Origin of the sequence: Ectobacillus sp. JY-23 (genome assembly GCF_023022965.1) — a bacterium.
In the GTDB taxonomy this organism is placed as follows: domain Bacteria; phylum Bacillota; class Bacilli; order Bacillales; family Bacillaceae_G; genus Ectobacillus.
Genome location: NZ_CP095462.1, coordinates 211,296 through 223,863, shown reverse-complemented (window position 1 = coordinate 223,863; position 12,568 = coordinate 211,296). Strand labels below are relative to the sequence as shown.

17 protein-coding genes are annotated in these 12,568 nt (G+C 39.0%); 7 read left to right on the top strand and 10 right to left on the bottom strand.

Going from position 1 to position 12,568, the window contains the following annotated elements; translation table 11 throughout:
* Positions 1–123: 123 nt before the first annotated feature.
* Complete coding sequence (locus MUG87_RS01140; RefSeq protein ID WP_247087418.1) at positions 124–546, bottom strand: GNAT family N-acetyltransferase; 423 nt, start codon at positions 544–546, stop codon at positions 124–126.
* A 147-nt stretch (positions 547–693) separates the two neighbouring features.
* Between MUG87_RS01140 and MUG87_RS01135 the strand changes: the two genes are divergently transcribed.
* Entirely contained in the window at positions 694–2,046 is a 1,353-nt protein-coding gene (locus MUG87_RS01135) for a MocR-like pyridoxine biosynthesis transcription factor PdxR (protein ID WP_247087416.1), read from the top strand.
* 177 nt (positions 2,047–2,223) lie between these two features.
* Here MUG87_RS01135 and MUG87_RS01130 read toward each other — a convergent pair whose 3' ends face one another.
* The 4 genes from MUG87_RS01130 to spoIIP all read right to left on the bottom strand — a co-directional run bounded on the left by MUG87_RS01130 (position 2,224) and on the right by spoIIP (position 5,813).
* Positions 2,224–3,153: an SPFH domain-containing protein gene (locus MUG87_RS01130; RefSeq protein WP_247084760.1), complete on the bottom strand. Its 930-nt coding sequence runs from the start codon at positions 3,151–3,153 to the stop codon at positions 2,224–2,226.
* Complete coding sequence (locus MUG87_RS01125; protein ID WP_247084758.1) at positions 3,153–3,575, bottom strand: NfeD family protein; 423 nt, start codon at positions 3,573–3,575, stop codon at positions 3,153–3,155. Before MUG87_RS01125 ends, MUG87_RS01130 begins: the two co-directional genes overlap by 1 nt.
* A gap of 267 nt (positions 3,576–3,842) precedes the next feature.
* Positions 3,843–4,583 (bottom strand): M15 family metallopeptidase, encoded by a 741-nt coding sequence (locus MUG87_RS01120; RefSeq protein ID WP_247084756.1) that lies wholly within the window; start codon positions 4,581–4,583, stop codon positions 3,843–3,845.
* Between the two features lie 87 nt (positions 4,584–4,670).
* Positions 4,671–5,813 carry a stage II sporulation protein P gene (gene spoIIP, locus MUG87_RS01115; RefSeq protein ID WP_247084754.1) on the bottom strand — a complete coding sequence of 381 codons (1,143 nt, stop codon included), beginning with the start codon at positions 5,811–5,813 and terminating at the stop codon, positions 4,671–4,673.
* A gap of 245 nt (positions 5,814–6,058) precedes the next feature.
* On the opposite strand from spoIIP, the gene MUG87_RS01110 reads away from it, so the two are divergent.
* Complete coding sequence (locus tag MUG87_RS01110; protein ID WP_247084752.1) at positions 6,059–6,364, top strand: hypothetical protein; 306 nt, start codon at positions 6,059–6,061, stop codon at positions 6,362–6,364.
* Between the two features lie 21 nt (positions 6,365–6,385).
* On the opposite strand, the gene MUG87_RS01105 is transcribed toward MUG87_RS01110, so the two are convergent.
* The gene (locus MUG87_RS01105) at positions 6,386–6,643 is read right to left on the bottom strand and encodes an HPr family phosphocarrier protein (RefSeq protein WP_247084750.1); all 258 of its coding nucleotides are present in this window, start codon (positions 6,641–6,643) and stop codon (positions 6,386–6,388) included.
* A 173-nt stretch (positions 6,644–6,816) separates the two neighbouring features.
* On the opposite strand from MUG87_RS01105, the gene MUG87_RS01100 reads away from it, so the two are divergent.
* Positions 6,817–7,299 (top strand): DUF456 domain-containing protein, encoded by a 483-nt coding sequence (locus tag MUG87_RS01100; RefSeq protein ID WP_247084748.1) that lies wholly within the window; start codon positions 6,817–6,819, stop codon positions 7,297–7,299.
* A gap of 27 nt (positions 7,300–7,326) precedes the next feature.
* Here MUG87_RS01100 and MUG87_RS01095 read toward each other — a convergent pair whose 3' ends face one another.
* Both MUG87_RS01095 and MUG87_RS01090 read right to left on the bottom strand, forming a co-directional pair.
* Positions 7,327–7,938, bottom strand: a complete 612-nt coding sequence (locus MUG87_RS01095) for an NAD(P)-dependent oxidoreductase (RefSeq protein ID WP_247084746.1) — start codon at positions 7,936–7,938, stop codon at positions 7,327–7,329.
* A gap of 147 nt (positions 7,939–8,085) precedes the next feature.
* Entirely contained in the window at positions 8,086–8,241 is a 156-nt protein-coding gene (locus MUG87_RS01090; protein WP_247084744.1) for a hypothetical protein, read from the bottom strand.
* Between the two features lie 195 nt (positions 8,242–8,436).
* Between MUG87_RS01090 and MUG87_RS01085 the strand changes: the two genes are divergently transcribed.
* From MUG87_RS01085 to MUG87_RS01070, 4 genes are all read left to right on the top strand, one after another.
* On the top strand, positions 8,437–9,222 hold the full coding sequence (locus MUG87_RS01085) for an SDR family oxidoreductase (protein ID WP_247084742.1): 786 nt from the start codon (positions 8,437–8,439) through the stop codon (positions 9,220–9,222).
* Positions 9,223–9,397: 175 nt separating this feature from the next.
* Positions 9,398–9,724: an alpha-amylase family glycosyl hydrolase gene (locus tag MUG87_RS01080; protein WP_247084740.1), complete on the top strand. Its 327-nt coding sequence runs from the start codon at positions 9,398–9,400 to the stop codon at positions 9,722–9,724.
* A gap of 78 nt (positions 9,725–9,802) precedes the next feature.
* Complete coding sequence (locus MUG87_RS01075) at positions 9,803–9,889, top strand: YjcZ family sporulation protein (RefSeq protein WP_124564682.1); 87 nt, start codon at positions 9,803–9,805, stop codon at positions 9,887–9,889.
* Positions 9,890–10,006: 117 nt separating this feature from the next.
* Positions 10,007–11,512, top strand: a complete 1,506-nt coding sequence (locus tag MUG87_RS01070; RefSeq protein ID WP_247084738.1) for a hypothetical protein — start codon at positions 10,007–10,009, stop codon at positions 11,510–11,512.
* Between the two features lie 37 nt (positions 11,513–11,549).
* On the opposite strand, the gene MUG87_RS01065 is transcribed toward MUG87_RS01070, so the two are convergent.
* Together MUG87_RS01065 and MUG87_RS01060 are read right to left on the bottom strand one after the other, a co-directional pair.
* Positions 11,550–11,852 carry an AzlD domain-containing protein gene (locus MUG87_RS01065; RefSeq protein WP_247084736.1) on the bottom strand — a complete coding sequence of 101 codons (303 nt, stop codon included), beginning with the start codon at positions 11,850–11,852 and terminating at the stop codon, positions 11,550–11,552.
* Positions 11,816–12,559: an AzlC family ABC transporter permease gene (locus MUG87_RS01060; RefSeq protein WP_247084734.1), complete on the bottom strand. Its 744-nt coding sequence runs from the start codon at positions 12,557–12,559 to the stop codon at positions 11,816–11,818. The genes MUG87_RS01065 and MUG87_RS01060 overlap by 37 nt, the downstream gene beginning before the upstream one ends.
* Between the last annotated feature and the right edge of the window lie 9 nt (positions 12,560–12,568).

Here is a 12,568-nt window from a genome sequence, read left to right as displayed (position 1 = left end):
TTGAAGTAAACATAAAATATAAGGAGGTTCGTACTTTATTAAAAGATTTGCTGTGTTAAAACCCGATGTAGCTAATCAAGGAGAATTTTTCACAGGACTAAAAATAAAATGCAAAGCATACATTTACAACCCTTTACCGAATGAATAACTTTTCTTTATATATCCTTCTCTTTCATAGAAGCGATGAGCATCAATACGCTGAAATCCGGATGTTAATTCTACACTTGTACATCCTTGGTCTTTTCCCCACTGTTCAATATAAGAAAGAAGAGTCTTTCCATAGCCTTTAGAACGATGCTTCGCAGCCGTAATCAAATCATATACATAGACATGCTTTAAAGAATAAAAATTGGTCATAATAGCGACACCACCAAGCGCTACTATTTCTCCATCTACATATAGTCCAATCAAAGTGTAACCACTCTTCTTCATATCTTGATACAATTGCAGATATGTTTTTTCGCTTAAATGCGGTCTAAGCTCTTGCATGACCGAAAACGCATGCAACACCTCGCGTTCTTCTGCTACAAATCGAACATCATGCATCATATACATCTCCTTATCATCAAATTTCTTATTTTCATCGTATAAAAATACTGCCCCTATCGAAAGGGACAGTTTATAATAATTTTACCAAGGCAGATATGAGGTGGTTGAAAATTGACAGAAATAACACTACACCTGCGGCAAGATATGAACATGCCGCTATATATGCAAATTTACGAGCACATAAAACAAGAGATCATACAAGAACATATTACCGTAGGCTCTCGTTTACCGTCGCATCGTAAACTATCCGAGCATTTGCAGGTGAGCCGAAACACGGTAGAGCTTGCCTATGCACAACTCGTGGCGGAAGGATACGTACACAGCATCCCCAAAAAAGGATTGTATGCCGCAGACCTTTCTTATGATATACAACCGGCATCGCCAGGTGTTACGGCTCCTTTTGCACAAATGGAACGGCCAACATTTGATTTCAGTCAAGGCTTGGTCGATGCTTCTGCGTTTCCAATAACATTATGGAAGCGAACGATGATTCAGTGTTTATATGATAATGAAAAAGAATGGTTTACGCCTGAACATATCCAAGGGGAAATTGTACTCCGTGAGCAGCTAACAAATTATTTATATCAATCTAGAGGTGTTGTTTGTACACCGGAGCAAATTGTATTCGGGGCTGGTACACAGCTACTACTTTCCATACTCGTCGAACTTATGGGAGTGACTACTTACGCAATGGAAGAACCTGGTTTCCATAGAGCACGCGCTGTTTTACAAAATAGCCGCCACCCGCTTACTTATGTTGAGATTGATGAACATGGTTTGTCTGTACAAGCATTGCGAAATACAGAGGCAACCATTGTATATATCACACCATCGCATCAGTTTCCATATGGAATGATTATGCCTGTACATCGCAGGCTAGAGTTGTTGGATTGGGCGAAAGAAACAGACGGATATATTATAGAGGATGATTACGATGGGGAGTTTCGCTACATAGGACGCCCAATTCCTGCACTACAAGGTCTTGATGCAAGCAATCGAGTCATTTATTTAGGCACATTCTCGAAAGCATTTTTACCAGCTATGCGCATGAGTTATATGGTTTTACCACCATCCTTACTTGAGGTTTACAAACAGAAGGGGGCACTATATAAACAAACTGTTTCTAAAATACATCAGCTCACGATGTATCATTTTATGAAGAATGGTCATTGGCAGCGCCATTTAAATCGTATGCGAACATTATATAAAAAAAAGCAAAAAAAACTAATTAGCTCTATTCAACATTGGATGGGTACGAATGTTACAATTATTGGCTCCCAATCCGGTCTTCATATTGTACTGGATGTAAAAAACGGTATGACAGAGAGCGAGCTCATTCAAGCGGCTGCCCGCTACGATATCAAGGTATATCCGCTTTCTGTCTATTATGCAAATCCCCCATTTTCCTGCTCTCACATTTTACTTGGGTTCGGTGGCTTAACAGAGCAAGAAATTGAAGTAGCTATAAGCTTGTTACATACAGCCTGGTTTGGATAAGTGGGTCGTGACTTTCTTAAGAAGTAGGGTGGGGGGAAGTTCTCTTTTGATTTCCGCTGCAAGAGTCTCACCTCTTTCCCCTTCAATTAACAGGTACCAATTATCAATATTGCGCTTTAACACAGCAAAGAAATAAAATCCTGCAAATATAATAAAAAGAGCCTGCATGACAGGCTCCTACGACTTCTCTTTAAAAATCTCCCCTATGGCTCCGATGCTACCTAAAGTCTCGACAGCGCCAGTCGGTAGAAATACTTTCGTAGCAGTTCCATTTGCAATCGTCTCCAAGGCCTCAAAAGACTTATAAGCAAGTACCTGCTCTGTTAATCCAGCATCCTTTAGCAATTGAATGCGGCGCTGCTCAGCTACTGCGACAGCCTCAATCGCTTTTGCCTCACCAAGTGCTTCTAGTTCCTTTGCTTGCCGAACTCCTTCAGCTTCCCGAATACGCGCTTCCCGGTCTCCTTCTGCAATTAAAATTTTACTTTGCTTGTCACCCTCCGCGCGAAGAACCATATCTTGCTTTGCTGCCTCTGCTTCTAAAATAATGGCACGCTTGTTTCGTTCCGCCTTCATTTGCTTTTCCATGGATACTTGTACGTCCTTTGGGGGATTGATATCCACAACCTCAACACGTTCAATGCGCACACCCCACTTTTCCGTTGCTTCGTCAAGTGCCAAGCGAATATCGGTAGAAATTTTTTCCCGGCCAGACAAAGTTTCATCAAGCTCCATATTCCCAAGAATTTGCCGCATTGTCGCAGTCGTGATGTTTCGTACACCGTTTGCATAGTTAGAGATACCGTATGTGGCTTGCTCTGGATCGATGACCTGATAAAAAATAATAGTATCAATTTCTACCTGCACGTTGTCTTTTGTGATCACTTTTTGCGGAGGTACACTCGTTTGTTGAATGCGTAAATCATGGTACACACGTACACGATCTAAAATGGGAACGAGAATGTTTAACCCTGCATGCATGGTGCGATGAAATTTACCTAAGCGCTCTACCACCGCTACCTGTTGCTGTGGTATGATTTTTACTGTTAATGCAGCAAATACGACAACAAGAATAATCAGTAGAATGGATAAAATTGTTCCGACCACTAATTCGCCCTCCTAACAGTAAGAACTGTATTTTGCCTATTCACAATTACCACTTTTTCACCTACCCCAATGGTTTCACTCGCTGTAGCACTCCACGTATCACCTCCGACCTTGACAATACCATTTTGTTTCGGTCTGATATCCTGTGTCACTACTGCTTCCCTTCCAACAATTGTGTCAACGGCATCTTTAAACCCTTTGCCAATGCGAAACTTTCCTACAATACGTTTAGAAAAAATGGTTAATGCCAAACTTACAACAGACGCACAAACAACTTGTATCCATAGACTCGGTACAATGAACGCAACTGCGGCACCGACAACAGCTCCCAGTCCGAGCCACAGCAGATAAAATGTAAGTGTAAACATCTCAGCTAAGAGCAAACCTCCGCCCAATAAAAGCCATATGACCCACGTCGCCACAACCTCACCTTCTTTCCTTACAAAGTGCATTTACAGATTCATATTATATATATGTCTATTAGCACCATTTCAGAAAAGGTATATAAAGTTACTTTTCTAACCTCACAGTAACAGTCAACCAAAAGCGCAAGAACTTCTCCCGTGTTGAGCCTCTCTTAGCCACTGACCACAACTGCACATGGCCGGTTCATCATTCACATCTAGATAAGAATTTCGGTTTTTCTACTTGTATATATTTCTTTCTTCCATTCAAAAGATGATCTCTTCTTATTTCTGCATCACTTCCTCAAGCGTTAAACGTCTTTCATAAAGATATCTAGCATGCGGCTCACCCACGTACCGAATATGCCATGGCTCATATGTATAGCCTGTAATTTCCTCCTTATACTCAGGATAACGAATAATAAAACCGAATTTATGTGCATTCTCCTGCAACCATTTCCCTTCCTTAGTTGTGGCGAACGATACATCTAATAAAAAGCGCGTTGACTGTGCCGAAATATCCACAGCCAAGCCTGTTTGGTGCTCGCTTGTACCAGCGACTGCGCTTGACGCAGCTGCGATTTCTTTTCCTTCTTTTTGCTGATACATAGTGTAGAGGGATTTTTGCCTGTCATAAGACCGGTAGGCTGAAACGGCAAATAGATAAATGTCTTGTTTTTCTCCTGCTTGAAACAACGCTGCGAGTTCTTCAGCAGCTTCTTTGCGCAATTTCATCTTTTCCTTATCTCCGTTAAAAGAGAATCGTACATTAGGGATTGTTAAATCAGGCGGTACATAAGAACTTGGCAAACGACGCTGTTTATTGACCAACACTAATAAAGATTCTGGATTGCGAACAATACCTTCTTTTGTGACTGTTGTCTGTGTATCAGGAAACAGTATTTCTCCTTCGTATTGCATACTTTCACGACCTGGATGCATGATATAAAACAGTTCATTGCTCCACACAAATATGCTCACCGCAACAACAACGATTCCCATTGCTATACCGGTAACTAATTTCATATTTCACCCGCTTTGTATCGTAGTCATTTTCCAGTATTGTACTTATACGATACACATTCGCTATTACAATAAATGATTCCTTGTTTATTACCCATTAACACGTTCTGCCTGCCAAAAATATTCACTAAATACTTCTGCAAGCACGTCTATGCTTCGATTCAGCTCTTCTACTGTATTATCTACACCACCTAATTCAATTAAAATCGCTTGTCCAGATAAATCCTGATTGTAAATCCCGTTCCCCGTACGAAAATCTTTACGACCTACTCCTCGGCTGAGCCCTGGATATTTTTTTTCAATCTGCTCATGCAAAGCAAGCGCTAGTTTTTCGTTTTGCGTGTAGTTTTTGTTACCTGCTCCAATAATAAAATAAAATTTGGCATAAGACTTGCCGTTCAATTGTTTTGTTGTGACTGGTTTTCGCGCGCTATCACGATGGATATCAAAGAAATATTGCAAATCTTTGTTACTTGTCATAGCTGTTTGTACAACTTGTCTTGAGACTTTATATGAGCTATTCGAATTCAGACCTTTTGAGATTAACAGTTTTCCAATATCAGTTTTATCATTTGTTGTTCCAATTCCGTAACCCTCCAGCTGCTCACGCAGACGATCTCCAAAGATAGAGATATTAGAAACAGAACTTGAAGCTTTATTTGCATTTGGATCATTCGTTAAGTTAAGCATTGGCAAATATGACTCCCAGCTATGACTATGATAAATAAAAACAACTTTTTTGCTTCCTGTAGAACTAGGGGGTTTTTGCTTCGGAGCTTCAGCAGGTGGGACGGCTTCTCCTTTTCTTTCTTTTGTTAACTCTTCGAGCGGCACGCTAGATTCAATTGGAAGGTTGGAGTAGTTTGTTCCTTCCCCCGCTATTAAAATTTCTGTATCATATTTTGTAAACCCAGGAAGCTCTGTCCCAATCAAACTCCGCACATCATCAAATCGAATATTTGTTACGGTAGATAAAAATAAAGATGATAGAGAAAACTCTTTATTTAAACTTCGGTATTCCTGCGTAAAATAATGGTTTTCCATACCAAACGCGTACATATATCCGTTCATTGAAAGTTCTCCCAAAAAGCTATGTAAATAAGTAGACTTGGCGTGCTTTAAAGAAGTTACCATCATGCTTGTACATAAAAATGTTGATATAATTGCCACTAGAATAAATAAAAAAAGCTTAGATACTCTTGTCTTTTGCACATAAAAATAACTTCGCTTCATTCTATCACCCTTTCTCTAGCAATATATGTACAGATAGTGAGGAATAGAACACGTAATCTTTGTCTATATATAGAAATAGACAAAGTAAGATGATTTTTAGATCAATCAGTTGAAAAGGCCATGTACTGTTAAAGCATAAAAGCGCTCTTTCCGAGGAAAATCATAGACATACAGCAGTTGTACGTTGTTTTACACTGATGTTAAGAAAGCTACTTTTGTTGCTATATGTAAGGTGAGGTGAAATCGTGAAACTATTAATTATATATGCTCCTATGATTGCTTCTGTTGTACTTTATTTCATAACCCGGTACATAAAAATAAAATTGCTACTAGATATTGTTTCATATATAGCACTGTATACGTTCGGGTGTATCTTATCGCTGGCCATTTATGATGTTTTACAAAAAGATGTTGTGTTCATGACAACCATTCATAAAGTGCTGTTAAATAGCTATTTTCTCAGTGCAGGTGCGTACCTTGGCGTATATCTGCTTTATCTCCTGCTTCATATAATTATTAGAGGCATAAAAGAAAACAGAGCCGGCGAATAACAGCTCTGTTTTCCTTTTCAACTATGAAGGCTGATTTGTATGAAACAATTGCTTAACAGCGTGTAACGCCTCCTCTTCATCGTCGCCAAATACACAAATCGTAACACTTTCTCCCTCTTGTAAAAGCAAACTGCAAAGCCCAAGTAGACTTTTCATATTGATTGTTTTATCCTTCGTTTTTAATAGAAAGTCGGCTTCATATAAACCTAATTCTGCAACAAGCTCTTGACAATAGCGCAAGGTCCATTCCTTTTGTAGCGTTGTTTCCCATACCCGCATCAGCCTCGCTCCTTTCTTTTATCGTATCCTTATTACAAAGACAGGAAAAACACAACAACTTTTATACTTTTTAATACGACAAAATGCGCTTTATCTTTCATTCACCTGTCGACATTCTTCTGAGCTCCATGTATCCTTAACTTGTAGTATATAGTTAGAAAGGAGCGTTACTGGTGACAGTCATATTTTGGGTTTTGATTGTTGTTTGTTTTGCACTCGCATTTGTCGGACTCATGTATCCCGTTATTCCTGGCGTACTTGTGCTGTGGGGCGGCTTTCTTATTTATCAATTTGGAATCAATCACCTAGAGCTGACATGGACGTTTTGGGGACTGCAGATTTTATTTACAGTTATTTTGTTTGTTGCTGATTTTATCGCAAATAGCTATTTCCTTAAAAAATACGGCAGTACAAAATGGGGAGAGCGAATTGGTGTTATATCAATTCTAGTAGGTTCGTTTGTTTTTCCTCCGTTTGGTTTATTAATCGTCCCGTTTTTCTCGGTGCTCATGACAGAGCTATTACATAAGAAAAGCGGCAAAGAAGCCTTTGCTGTTGCACTTGCTACGGTTATCAGCTTCTTAAGCAGTTCTGTCGCAAAAGCTGTTATTCAACTACTGATGATTGCAGTATTTATACTTTACGTTGTTTTGTAAGGGGGTGACCTAAAAAGTCAGCCTCTTTTAATATGCAATCCCTACTCGTTTCTTGCTATATTCGCTAGAAGTTAGCTGCTGATATGTAAATAAAGCTGTATCTCCTACTGTAATTTGCTTTCCATGTTCCGGTAGCATATGCGCTTCTGTACGAAAGTCTCCTCTTGCCTCGCCATCAATCAAATGCGTTGGACAAACAATTGTCCAATCTAGATTAGATTGTGCAAGCTCTAAATAAGCCTGTAAGTGATCTTCTGCAGCACGCGTTGATTTTCGTTTTGACTCTCCAGACTGGAAGCGGTATAATTTTGGATTTGTACGCGCCTGCAGAACTCCTGCGGTGCCAACCGTTACAATACGTGACACACCCTCTTGTTTCATTGCTTCTATAATAAACGGCATGCTTTTGGATAAAACAGCGGCCCCGTCCGTACCGAGCGCACTTACTACCACGTCACTTCCACATACAGCTCTTTGGATATCTTCTCGATTGCAGGCATCTCCTGTTATACATGTAACTTGCTTTTCCATCTGTATGTTTCCTCTTACTAAAGCTGTTATCTGATGATGATCTTGCAGAGAAAGGCGCGTAATTTCTTTCCCTGTTCGTCCCGTTGCTCCCAATATACAAATACGCATATCATGCACTCCTTATTTTTTATGGTAATACGCACTTATTATAGAGTATCTCATCTGAAAAAGTCATGAAATAAGCAACGCAAACAGATATGCTTTTACCGTGAGCAAAAGACAAAAAATCTCCCCCGCAATGCGGAGGAGTTTGCTTTATTCTTTCTTTGTATCGTCTTTAGACTGTGTACCTGTTTCTGTATCTTGCTCTTGTTTTGTATCATCTTTTTTTTCTTCCTCATTGCTACAACCCACTACCAGTAAAGAGCTCATTAATGCAAGTGCCGTCAAAGATTTCGTAAACTTGTTCATCTTGATCCTCTCCTTTGGGTAAAATATGTACATTGTTATCTTACCGATAGTATATAAAGGAACTATGAGAAAATCGTTAAACAAAGGTAAATTATTGTAAATTCACCTTTAGAATATTTGCACTCTTACTGTATACTGAACATGTACAAACATTTGCTGTGCACATTCTATATGTTACATAAAGGAGGAATTAGAATGGATTTAAACCTGCAGGGTAAAAGTGCTCTTGTATCCGCTTCCAGTCAAGGCCTAGGCAAAGCCATCGCAACACAATTAGTTCGTGAAGGTGTTAATGTGATGCTGATGAGTAGAAATGAAGAAAAGCTCCAAGACGTGCAGCAGGAATTACAAAAAATCGGGACAGGCCGGGTTATGTACACAGTTTGTGATGTAACCAATTCAGAACAAATCACAGCTGCTGTTGCTGCAACTGTAGAAGCATTTGGCTCTCTTGATATTCTGATTAACAATGCAGGTGGACCAAAGCTCGGCACATTTGAGCAACTTTCCGATGAAGATTGGCAAGGCGCGTTTGAGCTCAATCTACTGAGTCATATTCGTTTGATTCGGGCAGCTCTACCCTACTTGAAAGAAAAAGGTGGTAAGATTATTAACATCGCCTCTTCATCTGTAAAAGAGCCCATTCCCGGTCTGCTCCTCTCCAACACTTTTAGAGTCGGCATTACTGGTTTAACCAAAACATTAGCAAGCGAACTCGCACCATATGGTATTTTAATTAATACTGTAGCACCTGGTCGGATCGCTACAGATCGCGTTGCAGTATTAGACGAAATGAATGCTGCCAAGCATGGTCTAAGCAGAGATGAAATGAGGGCAAACTTTGAGCGTAACATCCCTCTTGGACGCTACGGACAGCCACAAGAGTTTGCAAATGTTGTAACCTTTTTAGTTTCAGATGTTAACACTTATATGACAGGAAATTCACTCCTCGTCGACGGTGGCTTAGTAAAAGGATTGTAATACTTGTACAATAGATGTTTTTAACATAACAACGACAGAAGAATGTGAGTACGCGACCTTCTCGCTCAATGCAGATAATCTTGCGTATGCCGCCCTTGGGTACCTCGTTTCTCTCATTCTTTTCTCCAACCTAAAAAATGTTAGATTTCTATTTTTACTCATATAGACATACTACGTGTTATTTACAGACATTAATGTAGAGCAAGCACTTCAAGATCCAAACTCTGTATTTTATTACTACAAACGCTTACTAACATTGCGTAAGGAGCACCCGGTTATGATTTACGGTGATTTTACAGATTATTTACCGCATCATGAACAAATTTATTTATATACTCGAACGCTTCATGATGTGACATGGCTCATCATGTTAAATAACTCGGACGAGAATTCTGTAATTCCGGAGCAATGGCAACAAAGCAGTACTGCTTTATTAAGCAATTATGATGATGTACAAACCCATCTGCTTCGCCCACACGAAGCGCGTATTTACCAGTTGTAAAAATCCGCACTCGCCTATCTGTCAAAATCCTTGTTTCTACATATTCTATAGTGTAAAAGCCATAAAGGGGGAAGACACATGGGCTACGGATATAACAATGGTTTCGCTTTGCTTGTTGTTCTGTTTATCCTTTTAATTATCGTTGGAGCCGCTTGCTTCTGCTAAAATTGAAACACTATCGAAAAAGCACTGCATTTGCAGTGCTTTTTCTATACATATACCAGCTCATTTCAGTCACACTATACAATATAGCAATGACGATAAAACGTATGTAGGTGGACTATGACAGAAAATAAAAAGCTCACGTTCTTCAACCATTTCAGCGAACAATTAAAGAGTTTTACAGGGCTAGATTTAGAATTTTCAAGCACAACAGATGAAACAGATGTGACATTTCGTCTAAAAACAACCGGTATCTCAGAGCAAACAGCCGAAACGTTATTAGATACTCTGATTGAAAAAATTAATGCTGTACTCAGTTACTACTACAACCGCTCTAATCAATTTGAGGTAAGGCAGTTTATTTCAGCAGTTGAAGAGATTGCACTTCTCATCATTTTTTATTCTGATTCGTTGACTGTTAAAAGCTATGATTTAATGGCCTACTCTTTTATTAACTTATTGAAAGAAGCAAGCATAGAAACTTACGAATCCGCTCATACATCACTCGGTTTTTTTTACTTTCAAAAGCCTTACTTAAATATCCAGCAGGAGCTCCAGCAAATGGGGTTAGAGTACATACCAATTCGTCCCATGAATATCCGAGCTTTCATCAATGACAAACGTTCCTTGCGCTTAATAGATAATAAACACCTTTCACTTGTTGTAAACCATGAATTTCTTGTAACCGGATTTGTTAGGAAACAATCGGACTGTGACCCGATTCGCATTGCCATTATTTCTATGTATAACGAAGTAGATGAATTAAAATTACAATACATGTATTATTCTAGTCTTTATACATATTTAAATGAGCAGTTGGCCGCTAATAAAATCAAATTGTCTCGTGCCACATATGATGCGTTTTCTGCCTATATCTTTTCTAATCTCGATACATTGAAAACAATTCGTGCTCAAAAAGAAAAAAAAATTCCTCCATTTCAATTCTTGGATATTTACAACCGAGAGTTAAATTGGTATACAAACCATAACTTTACATTGCGCTTAGCGAATGGAAATTGGAAAGTTAAACATTACCTGGCATTAAAAGCAATCTTACTGGAAAAGCTACTTCCCTACAACTGTGATCAAACGCTCTCATATTTAGTACGTAACTACTCTCCGATCCAGCCTAATGTTGTAGATATTACTATAAAACGTATAGATCGTATAGTAAGCTTAATTAAAAGACTTTCACAAGCAGGCAAAGGATCGCTTTTCATTATTTTACTCGACCATTCTTGCGATACGGATCGTCCACAAAGACAGCCTATTATTCACGAAGAAGCACGCCAAAAAATTCCTGGTGATTTATTATTAAAAGGAAGTACCTCACTTAACAAGTTCATACATGTTATTCAAAAAGACGATTTTGCTTTAAATATACTGGACGCAGATTTTTTATACTCTGAGTTGCTTGCTTCCATAGACGGAGCTGTTATTTTAGATTCATCTTTTAATTTTTTATCTTTTGGAGAGCTGTTAAATGTGTCGGGGATTGGTACTGAAGCTCTTGGTGCTCGCACTGCAGCAGCTTATGCGGGATCTCGCTTTGGTATTGCTATTAAAGTGTCACAAGACGGCGATGTTCTCGTTTTACATAATTATGAGACTTTAATTGAGATTTAAAAGAGGCTGTCCTAAAAGGCAGCCTCTTTTAGTCTGTTTATAAACGCAAACACACAATGACCACTATCCCTGTCACTACTGTCCAAAGCAGGCTTCTTGTCAAATATGCAACTCCGAAGGACACAGCTGCGGCAATCCATTCTGCTCTCTCTCCTTGCTCTGAAAAAAGGGTCTGTGTTAATAAAGCACTCAAAACTGCAATAGGAATATAACGTAGCCATTTTTGTACCTTTGACGACAAAGAAACCTTGCTCAGCAAAACAAGAGGCAATACCCTTGGTAGTGCAGTAACGATAGCCGCTCCTAAAATGATGATGATGACTTCCCATCTGACTTCCATTTTTCTATCCCCATCCCCACAGTTGCTGCTCCTATAATCGCTAATATGACCGCAACATTTTCAGACCATTGTCCAACGAAGCACGTAATAACGATTGCTACAAGCGCTACAACATAATCTGTTTTTATTTTTCTTGATTTGATTTGCAATACAAAAAGTCCTATAAACATGGCAGTCAAAGCAAAATCCATACCAAATTTTTCTGGATCATGAATCCAACTGCCAAACAATGCTCCCAATATATTGGCTATAATCCAATTAAGATATGCTGTAATATTTAATCCCAACATCCAATAATAGTCACCTTGCTTGCGCTTTTCCAAATATGTTGTAGCTACACCAAAGGTTTCATCTGTTAACAATAAACCTGTCGCCGTATTATGTAACCAAGATACGTGGCGAAAGTAAGGTGCCAGCGCTGCACTCATTAAAAGATGTCGAATATTAACAAAAAACACAGTAATAATAATTGCAATTGCTGGTGCTCCAACGGCAAACATTCCGGCAGCAATGAATTGCGCTGATCCCGCATACACTAAAATGGAGAGAAGAATTATTTCAAGTAAACTCAAACCCGACGCTTTTTCAATAACTCCCGCAGCAAATCCTATACTTAAATACCCAAATATAGTAGGTATACATGCCTTCATTCCAGCGATGAACATATCTTTTTTCGTCAATTTATATACAGCTTTTTCGCTAAGCATCTCTACCTC